The organism is Ignavibacteriales bacterium (assembly GCA_016709765.1).
GTDB lineage: Bacteria > Bacteroidota > Ignavibacteria > Ignavibacteriales > Ignavibacteriaceae > IGN3.
Genome location: JADJMD010000012.1, coordinates 405,351 through 428,213, shown reverse-complemented (window position 1 = coordinate 428,213; position 22,863 = coordinate 405,351). Strand labels below are relative to the sequence as shown.

Here is a 22,863-nt window from a genome sequence, read left to right as displayed (position 1 = left end):
TCCATTACATTTCTGGGGAAACTATGTTCAATAAAAGCCTAACCAATTTTTTTCATTCGCTAGAAAATCAATCAACCGAAATACCTACTCGTGATACTATTGATGAAAAGTATAAATGGAATTTGAAAGATATTTATATAAACGATGAAGAGTGGGAAAAAGATTTTAAGTGGGTAGAAAATAATATTTCTAACTACATTCAATTTGAAGGAACATTAAGTAAATCGGCAGAAAATCTTTTAGCATGCCTAAAATTTGATGATGAAGTAGGGATTAAATTAGAACGCTTGTATCTCTATTCGATGCTTTCAAAAGACAGCGATATGAGAATTTCAAAGTACCAGGGAATGGATGATAGAATAAAAACAATCTATTCTAAAGTGCTTGCTGCAAGTTCATACATCAAACCAGAGCTTCTCAAAATTGATGAAAAAGAATTGTTAGATTTACTTAGTTCAAATCCTGATTTAGAAATTTACCGTCATAGTTTTGATGATCTTTTCCGATTTAGAAAACATACATTGGATAAAGAGCAGGAAGAACTGCTTGCCATGGCTGGTGATGTAACACAGGTTTCTTACAATGCATACTCGCTGTTAACAAATGCGGATTTGAGATTTCCAGTAATTCCTGGAGAAAACGGAACCGAAATTGAGATGTCACACTCGAGGTTTTATTCTGCTTTGTATTCCAAAAACAGAGATTACCGCAAGCGAGCTTTTAAAGCTTACTTAAATCCTTTTATGGAAAATGTTAATTCATTAAGTGCGCTGTTTAACGGAAATCTAAAATCAAACATATTTTATGCACGAGCTCGAAAATATAACTCAGCGCAGGAAGCGGCTTTGGATAAAAATAATATTCCACTTTCCGTTTATACGAATCTTGTTGATACCGTAAATAATAATTTCCAACCAATGCACAGATGGTCCGCATTAAAGAAAAAACTTCTTGGCCTAGATGAACTGCACACTTACGATGCCTATGTTACTTTGTTCGATCAGAAACTTGAAAAAAAATACAACTATGATGAAGCCAAACAAATTGTTTTTGCTTCATTAAAAGTTATGGGTGAAGATTATCTTACCTCTCTTAAAAAAGCTTTTGATAATAGATGGATTGATGTTTACGAAACTAAAGCAAAACGTAGCGGCGCTTATTCATCAGGTTCAACATACGGTGTTCATCCTTATGTTTTATTAAATTGGACTGATTTATTGAATGATGTTTTTACACTTGCGCATGAAATGGGACATAACATGCATTCATATTATACAGGATTAAATCAACCATTTACTTATGCAAATTATTCAATCTTTCTTGCAGAGGTTGCATCAACTTTTAACGAAAGTCTTTTGCTTGAGCATTTAATTAATATTTCTGAATCAAAAGAAGAAAAACTTTTCTTGCTTGAAAAATATCTTAACAACATTACAACTACTGTATACAGACAAGTGATGTTCGCAGAGTTTGAAGCAACAACGCATTCTAAAGTTGAAAACGGCGAAGCATTAACTCCCGATGTATTATGTAATCTCTACAGAGATGTTTATCAAAAATATTGGGGACCGGAAATGATAATTGATACTGAGGAAACATATACTTGGGCACGTGTACCACATTTTTATTATAATTTTTATGTATATCAGTATGCAACCGGTTTTGCAGCATCGGAAGCACTTGCATTAAAAGTAAAGACGGAAGGTGAACCAGCAGTAAAAAAATATTTAGATTTTCTTAAAGCAGGGAGTTCGGATTATCCAATTAATATTTTAAAGAAAGCCGGTGTGGATATGAATTCGCAGGAACCAATTTTGGCAGTTACAAAAAAAATGAATCAACTAATTGATGAAATAGAAAACTTAATTTGAAAAAATATAGGATGTAAATGAAAGTCTATTCAAAAACAGAGTTAAATAATTACAATCAATCATTAACTTATGATGACATTAGTTTAATACCCACACAGGTTTCAAGAATTAAATCGCGAACCGAAGCATCAACCAACAGTTCTTTTCTTGGATTAAAATTAAATGTTCCTGTTATTTCAAGTCCAATGGATTCTGTAACCGGAATTGAAATGGCAAAAGAATTATCTAGTGCCGGAAGTCTTGGAATTGTAAATCGTTTTGACTCTTCACTTGATGCGGTATTAAATGCTAAAAATGGAAAGGGAATTAAAGCAGTATCTATTGCTCTAAACACTGATTTGAAAACGATTGAAAAAATTGCTACAAAAAAATACATTATTTGTATTGATACAGCTAATGCCAATAATAAAGAAGTTCTTAAAAAAACCGAACTGATTAAGAAAAAATTTGATGTTAAAATAATTGTTGGCAACATTGCACATGGTGGAACTTTAGATCAGCTTGAAAACGCTGGTGCAGATGCAGTTCGTGTTGGTATTGGAGGCGGAAGTGTTTGTACCACTTCTATTCAAACCGGAATTGGAATAGGTCAGGTTTCATCTTTACTTAATATTTATTTTGCAAGAAATCAAAAAAAGTTAAAAATAAAGATTATTGCTGATGGCGGTATTAAAAGCCCCGGCGATGTGGCAAAAGCAATTGCTCTTGGTGCGGATATAGTTATGCTTGGCAGAATGTTGTCTGGAACAAGAGAAACTCCCGGTGAAGTAATAAAATATAACGGGCAATTGTGGAAAAAGTATCGTGGCTCTGCTTCGTTTGGAGTAAAAATGCGCAATGAATTTATTGAAGGCGAAGAAACTATGGTTGCTTACAAAGGTGCGGTAAAAAATGTTATCGATGGAATTTCCGATGGTTTAAAAAGCTCTATGAGCTATATGAATTGTTTTAATCTAGAGGAACTTAGAAAAACAGAAGCATTTGCAATTCTTAGTAATAGTTCCTACTTAGAACGCTTACCAAGAATTTAAGACATATTTTAATTTTAAAAATTAAACCGGACTTGTTCCGGTTTTTTATAATTTAGCTTTTTTAAGTCTTAATGAGTTACTGATAACAGAAACAGAACTTAATGACATGGCAAGTGCTGCAAACATTGGATTTAATATTCCTAAAAACGCAAGTGGAATCCCAATCACATTATAAACAAATGCCCAAAACAGATTTTGTTTTATTACCGCAATAGTTTGTTTTGAAAGTTTTATTGATTTAACTACTCCATTCAAATCGCCTTTTAACAAAACAACTTCTGCACTCTCGATGGCAACATCGGTACCATTGCCAATTGCAATTCCAACATTACTTTGAACAAGCGCTGGCGCATCATTTATTCCATCGCCAACCATTATAACTTTTTTCCCTTCATCCTGTAAAGATTTTACTTTATTTGATTTGTTTTCCGGTAAAACACCAGCAGCATATTTTTCAATTCCGGTAACTGAAGCGATAAACTTGGTAACATTTTCATTATCTCCTGAAAGTAAAAAAGGTTCGATATTCATCTGCTTAATTTGATTTATAATTTCGAGAGAATTATGTTTTAATGAATCAACTACACTTAAAAATCCTTTAATCTTTCCATCAACTGCAAGAATAACTAGTGATGAATTTTTAATTGAATCATTTTTTAATTCTGTTTTTAAAACGCTCATATCGACTTTATATTCATTCATAAAAGATTCATTACCGGCTAAAACAACTTTATCTTCAATTCTAGCTTTTATTCCTTTCCCCGGTTTATTTTCAAAATCATTAAGTGATTGTACCGAGATATTTTTTTCTTTGGCAAATTCCATTATTGCTTTTGCAATCGGATGCTCAGATTTACTTTCCAACGATGTTAACAATGACAGAAAATCTGTTTCATTTATATCATTAACAAAAATATTTTGAACAGAAAGTATTCCTTCGGTAATTGTCCCGGTTTTATCAAAAATAATGGTATCTGAACGATGAAGTTCTTCCAGTGCTTCGCCATTTTTAAAAAGAATTCCATTTTGTGCAGCTTTTCCCATTCCAACAATCAAAGCAGTTGGTGTAGCTAAACCAAGTGCGCAAGGGCAGGCGATAATCAAAACGGCAACAAAATTCATAAGTGCAACACTTATATCATCCGGTTTAATAAATATCCAAACAATAAAAGTTAGAATCGCAATAAGCACAACTACAGGTACAAAAATAGCTGCAACTTTATCCGCAAGATTTTGGATTGGTGCTTTAGAACCTTGAGCCTCTTCAACTAATTTTATTATTTGACCCAGAACAGAATTTTTTCCAATCATGGTTATCTCAAACTCAAAATAGCCACTTATGTTAATTGTTCCGCCAGTAACTTTAGCCCCAATAAACTTTTCAACAGGTAAACTTTCTCCTGTAATCATTGCTTCGTTAACTGCCGAAGAACCGGAAGTAATAATACCATCAGCAGGAATTTTACTACCAGGTTTTATTACAATTATATCTCCAATTTTCAGGTCTTCTAATCTTTTCTCAATCTCTTTACTATTTTCTTTTACTATCGCAGTTTTTGGTTGTAGTTCAATCAATTTTTTTATTGCAGATCCAGTTTTAGATTTTGCTCTTGATTCTAACCATCTGCCCAAAAGAATAAGAGTAATAATAACCGCAGTAGTATCAAAGTAAACGTGGTAGTTGTGATTGACGTGTGAAAAAATTTCAGGGAATAGTGTAATTATCAAACTAAATAGATAAGCTGCTCCGGTTCCAATCGCCACCAAAGAGTTCATATCTGCAGTAAAGTGTTTTAGATTATTCCAAAATATTTTATAAAATCTTTTCCCAGAAATAAAAATTACTGGAGTTGTTAATATCAAAAGTAATTTATTAATTTGTCCAACAGTTAAAAAGTTGTTTAGAAAAAATCCTTCCCACATCATTCCCATATTTATTATTGCAATCGGAATTGTGAGCACGATTGCAAATATCAATTCGCTTCTCAACTCTTTTAGATGTGAATCAACATAATTATTTAATTCTTGTTTTGATGATTCATTTTTTTGCAAAGCAGATAAATCTAACTTGTAACCAATATCTTCAACAGTTTCAGCAATTTTGTTTAAATCCACAATTGCCGGATCAAAATCAAGCGTAACCTTTTCTGTAGCAAGATTTACAGTAACGTTACTAACGCCTTCAAACTTTTTAACCGTTTTTTCAACGCGTGCAACACAACTTGCACAGGTCATTCCATCAACTGGTAAGGATATTTTTTCTGTTTTAATCATTTTATAAAAAACAGATCATCCGACAACATGATAACCAGCTTCTTCAATCGCCGCTTTTATTACTTCTTCTTTTAATTTGTTTTCATCAAACTCAATTGAAGCTTCACCAATTTTAACCTCAAGATTCTGTGCGTCAAGTTTTTGTAATTCTTTTTTTACTGCCATCACACAGTGCTCGCAGGTCATTCCATCAATCAATATTATTTTTTTCATATTACACCAATTTTTTTGATAATTTTTGTTTTGGGAAATATAATAAACGATTTACGAAAAGATTAAACACTGATCACAAATCAGCAAAAATATAGAATAAGCTAAGATTTATGTTTGATAGTAAGTGTTTTAGGGAAATGGGATTTTTTTGAACGAAATTTTTCTGAATCAATTTTACCATCATTTTCGGGTATAAAAACTTCGAACCTCGGATTTTTTTTTATTTGATCTTTTGGCTTGTCTTGTTCGAGAATTGGGTTCTGTTTTTCAACAATTTTTGGTTGTATAATTTCATTTTTAAGATTAGTTGATACTTTCGGTAAATCATTTGCTTTGGATTTAGTTCTGTACCCTAAATAAGAAAACAAAAAAATAATCGCGCTGGCGACTATAAATAATAAAAGTGCTATTTGTACAATTTCAATAAGTTGCAATTTTTTCTCCGTTAAGCAAACTAATGTGCAATACACGTACCATCAAAAATAACTAAAAAATGATATAAATTGATTTTTAGTAATCAAATTCAGAGAATTCTATCCAAAATGAGATATTTGCTTTGACTAATATGGGCAGTGTATTTTTCTAATATATTATAAAATAAGCAGTTAGGTTGATTTTAGCACAAATCTTTGATAATTTTCCCCGCCAAAATAAAAAGAGATAATAAATTTAAGGTTTTACATGACGAAGGCTGATATTGTAGATAAAGTTGCAGCAGGAACAGGGCTAACAAAGCTTGAAACCGAAGCAATTATTGAAGGTTTTTTTTCTACCGTTATTGAAGCACTTAAAGATGGAAACGGAATTGAAATTCGTGGTTTTGGCAGTTATAAAGTAAAAAAGAAAAATGCTCGTAATGCACGCAATCCTAAAACTGGAGAAAAAGTTTTTGTGGATGAACATTATGTTCCTACATTTAAGTTTTCAAAAGAGTTTAAAGATATTGTAAATGCTGGAATGAGTGAAAAGAAGAAAGGTTAATTTTAAGTGCCTAAGTTTTGTAATGAGTGTGGATACAAGTTTGATAAAGAATATAAATTCTGTCCTGAATGTGGGACAAAAATTTCCGGATCAAAAAACCAAAAAACTAAAAATTCTGATAGAACGGTTTCTGTAAGTAATGGCGAGAAGATTTTAAATCCAAAAGTTGTATATGGAATTTTAGTTGGTGGATTTGCAGTAATACTAATAATACTTTTTACATCGGGTACCTTTGATTCGGCTCCTGTAATAAATACTCCGATAAATCAAAATCAAGAGCAGGGGAATGTATCCTCTGGTGTCAACTTAAATAATATACAGATGATAAATGATCTTGAGGCAAAGATAAAAGCGAACACTGAAGATTATAAAAGCTTACTTGAATTAGCACATCTAAAAAATGATTCTGGTTTATTTGAAGCTGCAATACAAAATTACAAAACGTATTTGGATAAAAATCCTGAAGACTCTGATGCAAGAGTTGATATGGGAGTTTGTTATTTTAACCTGAGAGATTTTACAAATGCTATAAAAGAAATGGAAACAGCTTTAAAGTATGTACCAAATCATCAGATAGCGCAGCTTAATCTAGGTGTTGTAAATCTTTCAGCAGGTAATATTGAAAAATCAAAAGAGTGGCTAAAAAAAGCCTACGATCTGAATCCAACCAGTGAAGTTGGAAAAAAAGCAGAACAGTTATTGAATAATCACTAGTAAATTTCTTAAAGGAGAAACAAACGATGCCTTGTGGTAAAAAAAGAAAACGCCATAAAATGTCTACACACAAAAGAAAAAAACGCTTACGTAAGAACAGACATAAAAAGAAAATAAGATAGTTCTATATCTTAACTTAATTTTAAAAGGCGAAGAGAACTATATCTTCGCCTTCTTCTTTGTAACGATGAATTTGTTTTTTGTAAGCCAACTTAGCTCAGCTGGTAGAGCAACTCATTCGTAATGAGTAGGTCGCCGGTTCGATTCCGGCAGTTGGCTCAAGAAACGCATTTTTTGTTTCCCACAATTCGTAAATTATTCATATTTCACTGAACGTTTTACTGAACGCTTTTTAGCACTACTTTAAGAACATTTGTTTTAAAAAAGTCTTCGCAGAACTGAAATGATACCAATTGCCACTACTACTTAACTTTTTCTTGTAATAAATTATTATAGATTATAGTGTTAAATTATCTATCAAGATTTGCTGCAAAAAGATAAACCAAAACCGGGATTCAATAAAATCTCCAATACATCTGTTAAAGTTAGAGTATTAGTAAACTTTCTTTTACTAAATTATACTTTAGAAAAACTTTTAATCGCTTCTTCTTTTTCCCAAAATTGTTTAAATATTTTATAAAGTCCTGTTCGTGCAAACATTAATTTAATACTGCTATTTGGTGTAATGACAAAAATATCTCCATCTTTTTGTCTAATTACTTTTACAGCTTTTACCATTACCCCAATAAACATTGAATCTGCATAAGCACAATCGCCAAAATCAACTACTATTTTGTTATGCTTTGTAAAGATAATTGACTGAAGAAGTTCTTCAAATTCTACAGCTTCTTGGGAGGTAACTTTCTGAATTTTGATAGTAATAACTGATATTCCATTTTTAATATCAACTAGAAAATGTTCGGAATCAAAAATTGAATTTTGTTTCATATGCTCGTACAAGTGATGAAAAAAACTTTTATTAATCTTAAGATAACTATTATTTGGAATAATTACTTGATGTAAGCTTCACGGAATTTGTTTGTTCCTAATATTCTTCCATTTAATTCATTCTCAATAAAACCAATTTTTGTATTCTTTTATCACTATTTAGTACCTTAGATTAATTGTTGTTGACAATTACAAAAATTAATTGCTTATTATATCTAAAGAATTAATAAGACATTCGCATTTGTAATCTTCCTGATAGTTCTTTAAAATAAATTTTAAAGTTGGGGCTGATATTTAGCTTTAAAAGGTGTAACATGAAAAAGATTATTTGTATCTGTCTTTTTTTCATCATCTCGGGCTGTTCGATTTTCCGACCCGAAGAATTAATTCTTATTCAACCCAAATTAGTTGAACAGGCTGATTTACCACCATTATGTCAACCTTTCTATACTAATAATCTTGAATTCTATTGTGAAATGGTTATTAGTTGCTGTGGAAAAGTTGAAAGAGCAAAACTTTTAACTAGCAGCGGCGATTCTGAATGGGACTCACTCGCTCAATTGTCTTTACTCAAATGGAGATACTCTCCTGCAGTTTATAACGAACATCCAATTAGGATTACTATAAGAAGAAAAGTAAAAGTTGTATTTGATGAACCTAAAATTTATTCACTTGCAGAAATCCAACTGCAAAATTCTATGCAGGCTGATTCCGTATACAATGCATTATTGAGTGGCAGTGATTTTGCATTGCTTGCACTTAATTGCTCAATAAGTGATTCTAAAATCCGGAAGGGAAATCTTGGTAATGTAAACATCAAACATTTTAGTAATGAGATAAGAACAGCATTGAATAATCTTGACGAAGGTGAGTTTACCGAACCTCTTACCTATGCTGATCATTATGTTATTTATAAAAGATTGAAGTTAAATAATTAGATAATACAATTATTAAATAGTATTCATTTATTAAATGTCATTCCCGTTTATGCGGGAATGACATTTCTATTTTTAGAAAATTAAACATCTACCTTCATTTTACTAACCTAGAACCCAGTAGGAATATCTACGTTGTCATTTGGTCTTTGATTGCGTTTGAAATTATTAAAATTGTAAGTAAACATTAATGTGAATACCGGGGCTTCCGGCATTATCAAAGCGTTACCACTAAAATTTGAACCGGCAGTTTTAATAGTAAAGTTTGAAGTATTAAATAAATTTCTCGCCTGTAAAGTCAAAGACATAGTCTTATCAAAGAAATCCTGACGTAATGATGCACTTATGAATGCAAATAAATCAGATTCTGATTGTGCATCAACAAACTTCATGGTGTTTACAGACATCTGCAATCTTGTATTTGCTGAAAAATTTACGGTTGTATTTAATCTTGCTGACCAATTAAAGAAATCTTTAACAACACTTTGACCATTAACTTTCCCATCTATATGATTCTGAAATAAATTTATTGATGGATCAAACTTGAATATTTGAGCAATTGAAAAACTCGATGAGATTTCTGCACCATAAACATCAGTGTTCCCATAATTATCAAATCTGATATTTAGCTTGCCTGTAGTATCCACAGAAAAAGCTTGAGTAAACGAATCTTTAGATTTTCTATAATAAGTCTGTGCTGAAACAAAAACACTTCCATACATTTTTTGATAGTTGAATTCAAATGCATCAATATATTCCGGTAAAAGTTGTGGGTTACCAGAAATTGTAATGTTTGGATCTGAATAAAATGCAAATGGATTTAAAAGATTTTCATTCGGTCTGTTAATTCTTTTACTATAACTTAATTGTAATTGATGATCATCAATATTTCTGGAAATATTAACAGAAGGGAAGTAGTCCATTTGATTGAATTCATAAGTTTGAGTTAGCGTTTTCTGATCAAGAAATCTATCCATATACTCGCCACGCAAACCGAGCATATAACTAAATCCTTCAATCTCCGAAGTAAAGGAAACAAATCCTGCATAAACATTATTTCTTAAATTAAAAGTGTTTGTAAGATTAGGGTCAATCAAATAATCGTTTATTGTTTCATCAAATATTCTATTTGTAAGATCAAAATTTCTGTAAGCTAGATTTGATTGAGCACCTGTTTCCAAAGAAGTATTTTCACCTAATTTATGTTTGTAGTTTAACTTTGCTCTGCCATCATTTCGTTTAGAATCATTTTTAAATATTGTATTGTTAAGTAAATCAGCTAATGAAGTAAAACTTTCATTCGAAAGATTTTCTATCGTCTTTTGCTCATTTACAAGCGAAACATAATTGTGTGTAAGTTCCAAATACAAATCATTTACATCAGGAGTAAACTTGTACTGATATGTTAATGTTGAGTTAACATAATTAACAGGAATATCCTGATTGTTTTGTATTCTTGAATACCTTGAATTACTAATCTGTTCGTTGGTTACTAAAGTATTTAGTGAAGTGAATATATCAACAACACCAATCCCGAATGATAAGCCTAATGAGTTTTGTTTGTCTGGTGTATAATCTGCACCCGCTCTAAATGAATATTGTCTTCTCTTGTTACGGATATTTACATCAGAACGATTGTAGGTATCCTGATTGTTAATTATAGAATTTCGTTTAATATCCTGCTCATTTGTAAAGATGTTATCACGGTAATCAAAACCCGAAGTCAAATTCCACCCATCAACATTATAGCTGAAAGAAAAATCACCGTTATATTTATCACCGGTGCCGCTGTTAAGATTTAGAATGCCACTCATAGACATATCTTTTTGCACCTTTAGATTAATGTTGATAATGCCTGCCGAGCCTTCAGCATCATATTTTGATGATGGATTAGTTATCAACTCAATGTTTTCAATACTGTTTGCGGAAATCTGTTTTAGAGCATCTGAACCCTGCAGTGGATAAGGTTTGCCATTTACCTGTATAGTAAAGTTAGAACTACCGCGCAAGTATACTGTACCATCAGGATCAACTCTTACCGAAGGTTGATTTTGTAAAACATCTATCGCAGTTCCACCCTGAGCATTTAAGTTTTGAGCCACGTTTATTACTTTTTTATCCAGGTGCAGTTCCTCGCTAACTTTTTCACCAATAACTTCAGCACCGCTTAACTCGTAAGCAGTTTTTGTTAATATTATCTTTCCCAGATCAAGTTGTGGCTGATTATTATTTAGTTTAATGCCGTTTTGATACTTTGTATTATATCCAACAAAACTGATCTTTAAATAATAATCTCCATCATTAACATTATTGATAGTAAAAGCACCATCTGCATTTGTAGAAACTCCGGTTATAAAAGTTGAATCGGAATTATTGTGTAAAGTTATATTTGCAGATGGCAGCGTCGCTGTAGTGGCGGAATCAATTACAATCCCTTTAATTGTTTTATCTGGTGTTGGTGTTAAGTTATGTGCATAAGCAGCAACGCTTAGCATTGCAACGATTATAACTATATAGTGCCTCATATTTATTCCTTTTATAAAAATGTTAATTTCTTTGTGTCAAAAATATTTTATTAAGGTTCGTTTATAAAGCAAATTTATGTAAGCGGTTGATTTGTTTTAGTGAACGGAATAAAACTTCAGTAAGCAATGTGCTCTTTATAGAAACTCGCTGGTATTAAATGTGTGACGCTTAATAATTATTTCATCACTCAGCAGGACCTTGCATATTTAAAAAAGTTACTGCAATTATTTGGAAATTGTTTAATTGTTTTACGATATTTGTACGGGTGATATGGGAAAATTAAAACTTTATAATCATACTTCACTTACTACTAACCAGGATTCAGACCGTTCTATTCCGTTATTCTTACAAGTATGTACACCAGGAAATCAAACATTATATAAGATTGAGAATAATTACATTATCAATAGTTGTAAATTATTAATTATAGGGTAAATGAAAGCAATTAATTTCTTTATTTATTGACGGCTAAATAAGAATCTATATATTTCAATAATATTTTCAGGTGGAGATATGAAAAAGTGTTATTTGATCATCCCATTCTTTTTACTAATAGTTTTTAACGGCTATTCACAAGATTTTGGTGAAGTTCCTGATGAACTTCTTAAGATGACAAGCTTACCTGAAGATCCAGAAGAAGATGCTGCAGTTATTTTTGATAAGATTACAATCAAAATATCTAAAGATTTTTATTTAATGACTGAAAGGCACGTAAGAATTAAAGTCTTTACAGAAGAGGGTAAAAAGCAAGCAAATATTGAATTAAGAATATGGCATAAAGATGTATTGGATGATATTGAAGCAATTTCAATATCACCCGATGGAACAGAGTATGAATTGGATGATGACAATATTTTTACTGAGAAGGGTGAATTGATTAATAAAGTTTCATTTCCAATCCCTGGTGTAGAAGCAGGTTCAGTGTTTGACTATATATATTCGATAAGATCTGAGTACATCTCTCATTTAGAGCCGTGGTCTTTTCAAACAGATATATATACAAAATATAGTGAAGTAAAGGTTTTTCTTCCCAAAGGATTTGCATATAAACGACTTAGTTCGAACTTAGAACTTTATGATTTTGAAGAACGCGTAGAAGAAGCATTCGACCCCGATAATATTAGACAAAAATTAGCAATTTTTACCTGGTTCTGTAAAGATTTACCCGGGATAAAAGACGAGCCATATACTGATAATGTTGAAGATAATTACGCTAAAATGCGATTTGTACTTGTGGCATATAAAAACGAATATGTGCATATTAAATTTGCGCAAACTTGGGATGATGTAGCTACACGAATTTATAAAATATATGAAGATCTAATGGATGATGATGAATGCGAAAGTATTGTAAAAGAAATTATTCAACCTGAAAGTATTAATCTTAAAAAAGCCAGATTGATTTATAATTATGTTTCTCAAAATATTAAAACCACGGAACATAAATCTTTGATTGGTGATTATTTTAAAGAACCCGCAGAAGTGTTAAAAGATAAATCCGGTAGTTCATCTGAAAAAAGTATGCTGTTAATTAATATGTTAAGGACAGCTGGGCTGGATGCAAAACCAGTATGGATTAGCACAAAAAAGAATGGGGAAGTATCGACAGAATTTTGCGATGGAAGTCAGTTTAACAGATTAATATGTTTGTTAAATGAAAATTCAAAAAATTACTTTTTATATCCAGTGTCTTCGCGAAGTCCGTTTGGTTGTCTAACACCAAGTACTGATGTACCGATCGGATTTTTAATTGAGGAAGAAAAAGGAACTATTATATCGATAACACCTGAACAGGTTGTTAGTGCAATTTTAATTAATACAAATGCAAGTATTAATGAAGATAAAACTTTAAAGGCGAATACGGTTATTCAATATTCCGGATACGCCGCATTAGATGAATATGATATTTTGCATGAAAAAGATCACGCGGACTATGTTAAAGATTTTCTCACCAAGCATTTTGCTGAAGCAAAATTGGATACATTCTTTTATGTGGATGTAGATTCTATCGCCAGACCCTTAACCTTAAATTTATCATTTAGCATCCCAAATTATATTGAGGAAAATGAAGACTTAGGATATTTTCCAGTACCATTTTTTTCTGCACTTGAAGAAAATCCCTTTATCAAACCTAAAAGATCTAGCCCCATTGATTTTGAATATGCTTTCAGCAAAACTGAATATTTAAAAATAGAATTACCTAAAGCTTATTCAGCATCCCAAATTCCAACTAAAAGAAAAAATTTAATTACCGATTTAGGGTTCAGTCAATCCTATGCAAAAGGCGATAATTATATTGAATGCACAAGAACTATTGGACTACGAAATAAGAGGTTATTAACCAGAGACTATAATAGGATAAAGTCATTTTACGATGAAGTAGTCAGTGCATCACGAGATCAAATAGTTATTAACAAGACGGTTACTCCTAATTAATATTACAAAAAAAATGTAATGGATAAAAAAATAATAATTTTAACAATATTTTTAATAACTTTTATAGTAGGTGGGTTGTGTTTTGCACAATCAACTCAGGAAGTAAATTTTGATTCACTAGTTCTAAAAGCCGAGGCTGTTATTTTAGAAGATATTACTGAAATTGAAATTCCTGATAATTACAGTGCCGAATATTCTGTAAGTAAAAAAATACTTATTAAAAATAGTAAAGCAGATGAGTTTTGCCAGTTGTTCATAAATGAATCTCATTTTAATGTTATCGAAGAACTTGAAGCTTCGTTAACTGACTTAAATGGTGATGTTATTAAAGAACTGGATTCTGACGAAATTAAAGAGCAGGAATACTCCGGTGACGCATTTTATTCGGGACATAATTATAAGTATTTTGAAATGCAGCATCATTCATATCCTTTTATTTTTCAATATCACTTTACCATTAAAATTAAGACATTATTATTTTGGCCTAATTGGTTTCCGCAAACAAGCATTCCAAGTTACTCCTCAATCTACAAATTAAAGATTAATTCGGATGTTAAATTTAGATTTTATGGGAAGGGGATTGAAATTGATCCGGTAGAAAAAGCAGATGATACATTTAAAGAATACACATGGAAATTAAGAAACATTCCCACTATTCTTGATGAAGATTATTTGTCTCCCGAAGATAGAATTCAGAAAGCAATATTTTTTGTACCACAAAATTTTAAAACTGACGCGTATGAGGGAAATGCAAATAGCTGGGAAGATTTTTCTAACTGGTATAAACAATTAAGCGCGGACAGATATGATTTATCCGATGAAGCTAAAAACGAAATTTTAGGATTAGTACAAAATATTACTGAGCCTAAAGAAAAAATTAGAATACTGTATAAATATCTTCAGAAAAAAAACAGATATGTTGCAATTGAAATGGGGTTAGCAGGTTGGCAGCCACAGTTTGCGGATCAAGTGTTCAAAAACAGATATGGTGATTGCAAAGATCTTTCAACATATATGGTTTCTATGTTGAATGTGGTTAATATAAAATCATATCCGGCACTTGCCCTAACAAGAAATAAAGGGGTTGTAGATTCGGAGCAACCGTCCAATCAATTTAATCATTGTATTGTTTGTGTACCTTTAGATAATGATACTTTATGGCTGGAATGCACTTCTACATATAATGATTTGGGAGATGTTCCATCAACTATTGAGGACATAAATGCTCTTGTTATTGGTGATCAAAAAGGAAGGCTGGTACGAACACCTCAAAAAAAGTCTGATCAAAATAAAATGGTTTCAGTTTTTAATGGGGCTATTGAAATTACGGGTGATTTAAAGTTTGATGCTAAAATTATAACTACCGGGAATCAAAAAAATTATGTAAAGAACAATCTGGCAAAGTTGAATAGTAAGGATGACAAATTATTTGTGATAAATATGTTAAGCGCAAACTATTCAAACTTAACCATTGAACAATTAGAATCTGATGAATCTAATAATGAAAAAAATAGTGATCTCAATTTGTCGCTAATTGGGGTTTATCATAGATTTTTATCTCAATTAAATGATAGAGTATTTATCAATCCAAGTATATTTAATAGAAAATCGGGTAAAGATTTACCAAAGGAAGAAATAACGAAAAGAAAATATCCGGTATATTTTGCTTATCCATATCAGGATGTAGATACTGTTATTATTAAAATTCCACTCGGTTATAACATGGAATCAAAACCAAAAAATAAGTCGATAGAAAGTAGCTTTGGCAGATATAGTACAGAATATGATTTATTGGATGGTAAACTTTTTTATGTTCGAAATTATGAACTAATACAAAACCATATTCCTTTATCTGCTTATGCAGAATTTTATGATTTTATAAAACAGGTTATTGAATTTGATAAAGCTAAGTTTGTACTTAAAAAAAATTAACCCCTCCTTAGTCCGCACTTGTTAAAGTCTGCTGTTAAGAGTGTTTGTCACTTCGACCGCAGGGAGAAGTCTTATAAATCAAATAGAAGGGGTGTGTAAGTTTAATACTTTAACGAATCTTTATACTCATTACTTTATTCTACTCAACCCAATACTCCTCAACATTGTAAGGGCAAATAATTTCTGGTTTACGTAGCAACGGATAAAAATCGTATTCTATTATAGAGTCATCAACATTAGATAAAAGAATTAAAAATGTTGGTCCAAACGTTGCGCTTTCAGCCCGGGAAACAGGTCTGCCATTGTTGTAACAATTAATTGTAGTAGGTCTGTACCACGCACCAACAATATTATAACCCTTTGCATAAAGCATATTAAGGAATACATCTATTTTATCTTCTTTAATTATTTTGCTGCTTTGTGGTCTGTACTCGTAGTAATAACCTTCATCAGGAAACCAGTCGTTATCAAATGTATCAATAACGGTGTAAGTAAAATTAACAATGCGATCTTTATCAATCTTTGTTTTCCTTACTGTATGCTTTGGCAAAACAACTTCGGTGTAACAGCTTTGCATTGTTAAGGCAAATGCAAGTAAAGCAAATAGTAATTTTATTTGAGAGTTAAGTTTCATACATTATTAAAAACAGTTGTCTACTCTTGATCAGCTTTTAATTTAAGCAGTAAATTTTCTGATATATTCATCTTATTACTTTTAAACCAATAATAGATTTCGTAGTATTCGATAAAACTATCACCTAAATACTTTTTACATACTCTTCTTTGATAGCGAACATCTTGCTGATCAAAAAAAGTTAAAAGTCCATCAAGCCTAACAACATCGTCCAGAATAGTAAATTCTTCAGAGTTATAACCATTATAAAAAATTATTGAATCATCGACTGATTTCATTGGATAAAAATAGACTTCATTAAACAGATCAATAATTTTATTAAGATCTTCATCATTTGCATTAACTAAAAGGTGATCGTTTATATAGTCAAGTATATTATCAGAATCTATTTCATCATAACCATCATATCTGTTATCAGTATTATAAATGTAAAAACTACTATAATATAGGTGTAAACGTGTATTAGTCATATCTTGTAATAGAAATGATTCAAGCGATTTTATTTTATTAATTATTCTTATTGTGTATTCAAGTTTATCAGTATGTAAAATGTCTTCGATTTCTTTCGTCCACTTTTGGTTATCTGCTGTATCATAAGGCATAATGAATGCTCTTTGATGATCAATTCTATTCTTTAGAATAAAATTTTTAGCTAATAGAGAATGATCCTGTTGCTTATCTTGAGGAAAAATAATTACACTTACTAATAAGCTGAGAGTTATAATTTGATTAACAAAATTAATTTTTAATTTCATAATTATAGAATATTTTGTTCAGTTTTTTTATCGAAATAGATTATAAACAAAGACAATTTAACCAGCAGTACACCAAGTATAAAATAAATTATCTGCATTACAAGTCCTGCACCGGTGGGTGAGCCAATAGCAAGTACTTCAACAAATTCAAAAAACATAATAATCAAACCGCACAAAGCAGAAAAAAGCAAAGCATATTTGTTTTTTCGTATCAACATAATGGAGGTAAACAATGCACTACCGCCAACAATAATCATAAGTGCAAGTCCGGGTATAATATAATCTTTAAATACGGAATCATTTAATTCTTCTATAGGTGGTGCGGCAATACCTGTAAGTAAACAGAACCCGCCAGGTATTGCTGTAAGAGCCAGAAATATATTAAGGATAATAAGGGTAGTGTAAAGAGTTTTTTCAGGTAATTGCATCAGCATCACAAAATGTTTATTGCAACTTAGTTTAATAGATTATTTTTTACAATTAACAGATAGCAAATAAAACAGTATTATTAAATGCTACTTTAGCACCCAATCAATGGCGGCTTCAAGAGTATAAAATGGTTTGGAATAGTAGCCTTCATCAATTGTTTCAACTAGTGCAGGTATTACAACATCTTTAGGGGTTTGAGTAATAATTGCAATTTTGCAATTTTTAAAAACCTCAAGATGGTTTCTATAGTACTCTGCAATTTTAGTATGCTCTTTAACTTTTATATCAAATGAAGCAGCTGTATAATCTAAAACAAAGCTTCGAGTTCCTTTAGGTATTAGGTTATTATTAATAGCATAATCCCAAGAGGAATGGATATCTTCAATTGTGATTGGTCCATAATAGTACTTAAACAAAATACCCGTTGAACTATCATACTGATACTTAAATTTATTTACCATTATAAATCTTTAATTGTTAAAAGAACTTTACCCAAAACTACAATAACTGTTTAATAATCTCAATAAGTTTAGCACTAGAAATTGATTATACACCTCTCTGTGTTTTATCCAACGTTCTTTTACCAAGCATAAGTAAAGAAATAATTATACCACCAGCAATAATATTAATAATTGCTGCTTCACTAATCGAATTGCCGAAAAGTACGTAACCCTTTAAGATGCTGTAAAAAATAAATACCGTAGTAAGTGCCATCCCTACTAGAATAAATTTTTCATTCTGTTCATAAACACCAATTGCAGTAATAATTGTAGCAGCACTTAAGAATATCAGAATGATGGTAAACAATACAAGTACAATAGAACTGATATTAATCCCGACCAAAATATCTGTATTGTTAATCAGATCAATTACACCGCCAATGCCACACACTATGCCTAATAAAAATATTAATGCGGATGCAACGCAAAGTAATTTACATCTATCTCTAAGCTTCATTTCGTTACTTTTATTTAATTATGAAATAGTTTTTTTTCTTATACCTTTATCCAGTCCCATTGCCCCAAACAGGACCGAATATTATCTATGCAAAGGTTTCCGGTTTGTTAGCCTCCAAACAAACCGGATTGTTATACTTTTACAAAGAAAAGTATAACTCAATAAAATCTTCCGGCGGATAAACGGGGAGGATAATCGCCGGATGTTGGATTAGTTATTCTACAGACCAGACCCTTCCCCCAGCAGGGTGTGGAATAATTTATAGCTCCTGCAAATCAGCAAGGTAGTCAAGGTCTGTATATTCATTATCAGTAAGAACAGTTTTACCATTTTTAGTAATCAGTGATACAATAGAACCTTTTTTCCATTCACCTGAGTTACTTTTAAGTATTGTATAAAAAGTTTTTCCATTGTACATAGCCTCAATAACTTCATCTCTGCTCCAAGTGGTACCCGCACCAATTTCCACTCCATTATCCTGATGTACTTTAAGGTAAGCAAACAGAATATTGTTTTTTTCATCTTCATACCTAATAGCAGAGATCAGATAATCAGCCCATTTACTCATTGTGTACCCTCGTAACTTGTTTTCAATTTCTAACAATTGTTAAGTCTTTCTAGTTTATTATTTAATGAGTTTTGTTTATCTGTAACCAAAAGTTTGCTGCCTTTTTTCATTGCTACCAAAATATTTGTTCTCATTCCTTTTTCTTCAATAAAGTAACTATGTAGGTTTTGTTCAATATCTTTTATTGCATCAAACTTAAATCTTGGTGATCAGGATTCTTTCTCATTACACAGCGAAAGTATGTCACCGTCGTAACCATTTCTGCTGTTAATTACTTTTCTTTCCGCCACTGTTTATCCTTAAATAAATTATCTAAAAGAACTATCTAATAGTAATACAGATTTGTGAATATTGGTTTAGTACATGTACTAACGATTTTTAATCAAAATCGAAGAAATTGTGAAAAATTAGTCTTTTAATGCGGGTGTAACGTTGTAAGTTAGCTTTGGGTTGTCTTCTCTGAAGATTGAAAAGAAAAGTGCAATAAGAATTTGGAATGCAAGATTAATGTAAAACAATATTATTCCTTTGTGATCACCATTCAGATAGATAATCAAACTTGCTACTGAAGTAGTCATATAAAATGCAAGTACAATATGGAATAAATTAACTAACTGTTTATGATGTAGTTCTATAAGAATTTTATATAGCACTCTAATAAGGATAAGTGTATGAATAATAAGAAGAATAATATCAAAATTAGAAATGGTTAAAAGAAGTATCGCAGTTAGAACAACAACAAAAATTTCAAGTGGTTTAATGTTAAAATCTTTTTTGCGATCGATGTTAACAGTATAAAATAAAATGGGCGCAACAATTACGGATATAATACCTGGATGAATATGAAAGATTTTTACTAATAGAATTGTTAAGGGATCTGATAAACCCAGGAATAAAAAAAAGTAAAATAAGTTACATTTATATTGCCTGAATATTGGGAATATCCAGGCAATTGTAGAAACATATAATACTATTATTGCAATACTCATTGATTATTCAGATTCACACAAAGGTGGACATTTAGCTCCCGTTTCCAGAGTGTTGTTTCCATAGGAAACAGAAAGAACTTCTCTTCTTTGTTCTACGCTTAATTCTTCTTCATCACCCATTTTCTTTTGTCTGAATTCAGAAATCAATCCTCTAACAAGTGAAACACTATAAACAGTAAACACATCGGTGTCTTTATACTCAGCTTTTTCGGGGTAAAGCAGATTTCGCTTGTTATCAAGGATGATAACACCTTTATTTATAATACCAAACATTATTGTCTTATCGGTTTTACCTAGAAGTACATCAATTTCTTGAAGTGGCACTTGTGCGGAATAAAGCACAGTCCCAAATAATTTATCAGCTTCTTGATTGGTAAAAACCTTTCCAATTTCCTTAGTTGGGCTGCATGACAGAAACAGCAGTAATAAAAAAGAAATAATTATTATGTGATATATTTTTTTCATAACAAACCTCGCATAAAATGTTGAAAATAATTTTTGCAAGTGAAACATAGAAAAAATACCTGGATAGTGGTTTAGTACATGTACTAACGATTTTGAGTTATTAGTCAAAATAGTTTCTCCTTTTTTAGTTCAAAGTGTTTAATTCCGCATTTAGCTAATTCAATCTGGGTTTTGATATCAAACTTTCTTAAAAGATTGGAACGATAATAATCAATTGTTTTTTTACTTAACTGCATTTTATCAGCAATTTCTTTACTTGTAGCACCATCAATTACCATTTGAAGTATCTGTTCTTCCCGAAAGTTGAGATCAACATTAAAATCTGAATCTTCTTCAGTTTTTTTCTCATAATCATATATTAATTGTTTAATTGTCTCATCGGACCATTTACTGCCAAAATATTGAAATCCATTATACACTTTTTCTATAGCTAAAAATAATTCCTCTTCCAGAATGTTTTTGTTAACTAAACCCATACCGCCGGATTTAATTACTTTGTAAACATACTCGCCTTCGTCATACATTGATAAGAATAGTGCCTTAGCTTTTGGATCTTTTTTGTGGATTTCCTGAACACTTTGGATACCCGTTAACCCGGGCATCGCAATATCAGTAAGAATAATATCCGGGCGGAAGTTAAAATATTTTTCTATCAACTCACTTCCGTTTTCAGCTTCAGCAACAATAGAAAATTCTTTGTTATCATCCAAAAGCCTTATCACACCTTGCCTGAACAGAGTGTGATCATCAGCTACTAATATTTTTATAACTCGATTTTTCATTTATGTTTATTGTTTCAATCGGAAAGGCAACAATAATTACAGTTCCGCTATTGTTTGTAGAATCTATCTGAAATGTACCATTTAATTTTTCAACGGTTTCCTGCATATTCATTACGCCAAGACCATCCGAAATATATTTATCATTTAAAAGTTTTTTTGGTTTAAATCCAATTCCATCATCAGAAATAAAAAGTACCAGTGTGCCATCATCCAGCAATAAATTAATTGTAAATGAAGTTGCCTTAGCATGTCTTATTATGTTGTTAAGTGATTCTTGAATAACTCTAAAAAGGCAAATTTCAATTTCTTTTGAAATAGTAATCGGAGTTTTAGGAAATTGAATCTGATATTTATAACCTGCTTCTCTTGCAACATTATTACACATTGATTTTACAACTGTTTCTAATCCCAATTCATCAATATTTAACGGTTTTAGGTTATGTGCAAGTTCTCTTACATCATTTAAAGTGGAATCAAGAATATTAATCGTTCTTAAATAATCTTGTTCATTAAGTCCGGCGCCAATAAACTTTTTGTAATTACCTATATTTAATTTTATAAGTAAAATATTCTGTGCTATTGAATCATGCAGAATTCTAGATAACCTGTTTCTTTCTTCCTCAATAACTTTTTGCAAATGTGCGGATGAATTTTTAAGTAAGTTTTGATAGTTGGTCATTTGTCTGTCATATTCTTTTTGCGCTGTTGTATCCCAAAAGTAAAGCTGCGCCATATCCAAAAAAGATATTCCTTTAAAATTTATATCATAATATCTTTCATTTAGTTCTAATGGAAGGATAAAAGATTGATCATTTAGAATAATACCAGTGATATCAATTTCAATTTTAGAAACCAAAGAATCCAATTTGCTTTTATTAACCTCAAGTAAGTGAAATCTTTCCTTAGCTGATTTGTTTAGGCTTGTAATTAAACCGGAAGAGTTGATTCGCATAATCGGGTTTGGATCAAGTTCAGAAAACATTTCAAGAATATTTTCAGTTGTGATTTCAAACTGTTGCTGATCCTTCTTGTGTTTCCTGATCATTGGGTTGTAAATGTAGCGGTAGGAGATATAAATAATAGCCGAAACAAGGATGAAAATTAAAATGGATATATAAACCGGGTTATAAAAACTCGGTAGTGATTTTATATATTCATTTATATCATCGGATTTTTGAAAAAGAAGTTGCAAGTATTTTATCCATACTTTAATTAATAATATAGTATGCTCTTAAAGAACCAGAACAATTTCTTGTAAAATAATAAGAAAATATTTACTCATCACTAAAAAAACTCAACTTTCTATTTGAGATTTAGAGTTGGACTTCCAAAATCCAAAATTTCAGTTTTTACCTTAACCTAAGCAAATATTTTTTTTGAAAATATTTTTACTGTTTTTCTTGACTTTCGTCAAATTTTTCTA

Annotated in this window: 22 protein-coding genes and 1 tRNA gene; 8 read left to right on the top strand and 15 right to left on the bottom strand. The window is 31.0% G+C overall.

The genetic code is table 11. The annotated features are described in order from the left end of the window. The first annotated feature begins 23 nt into the window (after positions 1 to 23). Positions 24 to 1,871 carry an oligoendopeptidase F gene (gene pepF / locus IPJ23_07765; protein ID MBK7630582.1) on the top strand — a complete coding sequence of 616 codons (1,848 nt, stop codon included), beginning with the start codon at positions 24 to 26 and terminating at the stop codon, positions 1,869 to 1,871. A 17-nt stretch (positions 1,872 to 1,888) separates the two neighbouring features. Next, on the top strand, positions 1,889 to 2,902 hold the full coding sequence (locus IPJ23_07760; protein ID MBK7630581.1) for a guanosine monophosphate reductase: 1,014 nt from the start codon (positions 1,889 to 1,891) through the stop codon (positions 2,900 to 2,902). A 45-nt stretch (positions 2,903 to 2,947) separates the two neighbouring features. On the opposite strand, the gene IPJ23_07755 is transcribed toward IPJ23_07760, so the two are convergent. The 3 genes from IPJ23_07755 to IPJ23_07745 all read right to left on the bottom strand — a co-directional run bounded on the left by IPJ23_07755 (position 2,948) and on the right by IPJ23_07745 (position 5,823). Then, a complete protein-coding gene (locus IPJ23_07755) occupies positions 2,948 to 5,176 on the bottom strand; it encodes a copper-translocating P-type ATPase (protein MBK7630580.1) in 2,229 nt (742 codons plus the stop codon). Between the two features lie 15 nt (positions 5,177 to 5,191). Beyond that, positions 5,192 to 5,389 (bottom strand): heavy-metal-associated domain-containing protein, encoded by a 198-nt coding sequence (locus IPJ23_07750; protein MBK7630579.1) that lies wholly within the window; start codon positions 5,387 to 5,389, stop codon positions 5,192 to 5,194. Between the two features lie 101 nt (positions 5,390 to 5,490). After that, a complete protein-coding gene (locus IPJ23_07745; protein MBK7630578.1) occupies positions 5,491 to 5,823 on the bottom strand; it encodes a hypothetical protein in 333 nt (110 codons plus the stop codon). A 247-nt stretch (positions 5,824 to 6,070) separates the two neighbouring features. On the opposite strand from IPJ23_07745, the gene IPJ23_07740 reads away from it, so the two are divergent. The 3 genes from IPJ23_07740 to IPJ23_07730 all read left to right on the top strand — a co-directional run bounded on the left by IPJ23_07740 (position 6,071) and on the right by IPJ23_07730 (position 7,363). After that, complete coding sequence (locus tag IPJ23_07740) at positions 6,071 to 6,370, top strand: integration host factor subunit beta (protein MBK7630577.1); 300 nt, start codon at positions 6,071 to 6,073, stop codon at positions 6,368 to 6,370. A 6-nt stretch (positions 6,371 to 6,376) separates the two neighbouring features. Next, positions 6,377 to 7,084 carry a tetratricopeptide repeat protein gene (locus IPJ23_07735; GenBank protein ID MBK7630576.1) on the top strand — a complete coding sequence of 236 codons (708 nt, stop codon included), beginning with the start codon at positions 6,377 to 6,379 and terminating at the stop codon, positions 7,082 to 7,084. Positions 7,085 to 7,290: 206 nt separating this feature from the next. Then, positions 7,291 to 7,363: transfer RNA gene (locus IPJ23_07730), tRNA-Thr, on the top strand. Between the two features lie 297 nt (positions 7,364 to 7,660). Here IPJ23_07730 and IPJ23_07725 read toward each other — a convergent pair. Then, entirely contained in the window at positions 7,661 to 8,032 is a 372-nt protein-coding gene (locus tag IPJ23_07725; protein MBK7630575.1) for an STAS domain-containing protein, read from the bottom strand. Positions 8,033 to 8,346: 314 nt separating this feature from the next. On the opposite strand from IPJ23_07725, the gene IPJ23_07720 reads away from it, so the two are divergent. Next, entirely contained in the window at positions 8,347 to 8,970 is a 624-nt protein-coding gene (locus tag IPJ23_07720) for a peptidylprolyl isomerase (GenBank protein MBK7630574.1), read from the top strand. A 107-nt stretch (positions 8,971 to 9,077) separates the two neighbouring features. Here the strand turns inward: IPJ23_07720 and IPJ23_07715 are convergent, their stop codons facing one another. After that, complete coding sequence (locus IPJ23_07715) at positions 9,078 to 11,492, bottom strand: TonB-dependent receptor (protein MBK7630573.1); 2,415 nt, start codon at positions 11,490 to 11,492, stop codon at positions 9,078 to 9,080. A 514-nt stretch (positions 11,493 to 12,006) separates the two neighbouring features. Between IPJ23_07715 and IPJ23_07710 the strand changes: the two genes are divergently transcribed. Next, positions 12,007 to 13,929 carry a DUF3857 domain-containing protein gene (locus tag IPJ23_07710; protein MBK7630572.1) on the top strand — a complete coding sequence of 641 codons (1,923 nt, stop codon included), beginning with the start codon at positions 12,007 to 12,009 and terminating at the stop codon, positions 13,927 to 13,929. Positions 13,930 to 13,947: 18 nt separating this feature from the next. Next, positions 13,948 to 15,861, top strand: a complete 1,914-nt coding sequence (locus IPJ23_07705; GenBank protein ID MBK7630571.1) for a DUF3857 domain-containing protein — start codon at positions 13,948 to 13,950, stop codon at positions 15,859 to 15,861. 139 nt (positions 15,862 to 16,000) lie between these two features. On the opposite strand, the gene IPJ23_07700 is transcribed toward IPJ23_07705, so the two are convergent. The 10 genes from IPJ23_07700 to IPJ23_07655 form a co-directional block, all read right to left on the bottom strand. Continuing rightward, the gene (locus tag IPJ23_07700; protein ID MBK7630570.1) at positions 16,001 to 16,495 is read right to left on the bottom strand and encodes a hypothetical protein; all 495 of its coding nucleotides are present in this window, start codon (positions 16,493 to 16,495) and stop codon (positions 16,001 to 16,003) included. Positions 16,496 to 16,515: 20 nt separating this feature from the next. Continuing rightward, complete coding sequence (locus tag IPJ23_07695) at positions 16,516 to 17,250, bottom strand: hypothetical protein (protein ID MBK7630569.1); 735 nt, start codon at positions 17,248 to 17,250, stop codon at positions 16,516 to 16,518. 2 nt (positions 17,251 to 17,252) lie between these two features. Continuing rightward, the gene (locus IPJ23_07690; GenBank protein MBK7630568.1) at positions 17,253 to 17,678 is read right to left on the bottom strand and encodes a hypothetical protein; all 426 of its coding nucleotides are present in this window, start codon (positions 17,676 to 17,678) and stop codon (positions 17,253 to 17,255) included. Positions 17,679 to 17,765: 87 nt separating this feature from the next. Continuing rightward, positions 17,766 to 18,140, bottom strand: a complete 375-nt coding sequence (locus IPJ23_07685) for a hypothetical protein (GenBank protein ID MBK7630567.1) — start codon at positions 18,138 to 18,140, stop codon at positions 17,766 to 17,768. Between the two features lie 85 nt (positions 18,141 to 18,225). Beyond that, the gene (locus tag IPJ23_07680; GenBank protein ID MBK7630566.1) at positions 18,226 to 18,636 is read right to left on the bottom strand and encodes a hypothetical protein; all 411 of its coding nucleotides are present in this window, start codon (positions 18,634 to 18,636) and stop codon (positions 18,226 to 18,228) included. Between the two features lie 259 nt (positions 18,637 to 18,895). Beyond that, a complete protein-coding gene (locus IPJ23_07675; GenBank protein ID MBK7630565.1) occupies positions 18,896 to 19,204 on the bottom strand; it encodes a DUF3892 domain-containing protein in 309 nt (102 codons plus the stop codon). 407 nt (positions 19,205 to 19,611) lie between these two features. Beyond that, on the bottom strand, positions 19,612 to 20,193 hold the full coding sequence (locus IPJ23_07670; protein MBK7630564.1) for a hypothetical protein: 582 nt from the start codon (positions 20,191 to 20,193) through the stop codon (positions 19,612 to 19,614). Positions 20,194 to 20,196: 3 nt separating this feature from the next. Further along, the gene (locus IPJ23_07665) at positions 20,197 to 20,658 is read right to left on the bottom strand and encodes a hypothetical protein (GenBank protein MBK7630563.1); all 462 of its coding nucleotides are present in this window, start codon (positions 20,656 to 20,658) and stop codon (positions 20,197 to 20,199) included. 104 nt (positions 20,659 to 20,762) lie between these two features. Next, positions 20,763 to 21,440, bottom strand: coding sequence for a response regulator transcription factor (locus tag IPJ23_07660; protein ID MBK7630562.1), 678 nt, complete (start codon positions 21,438 to 21,440; stop codon positions 20,763 to 20,765). Further along, positions 21,406 to 22,632 carry a sensor histidine kinase gene (locus IPJ23_07655; protein MBK7630561.1) on the bottom strand — a complete coding sequence of 409 codons (1,227 nt, stop codon included), beginning with the start codon at positions 22,630 to 22,632 and terminating at the stop codon, positions 21,406 to 21,408. Before IPJ23_07655 ends, IPJ23_07660 begins: the two co-directional genes overlap by 35 nt. Positions 22,633 to 22,863 lie beyond the last annotated feature (231 nt).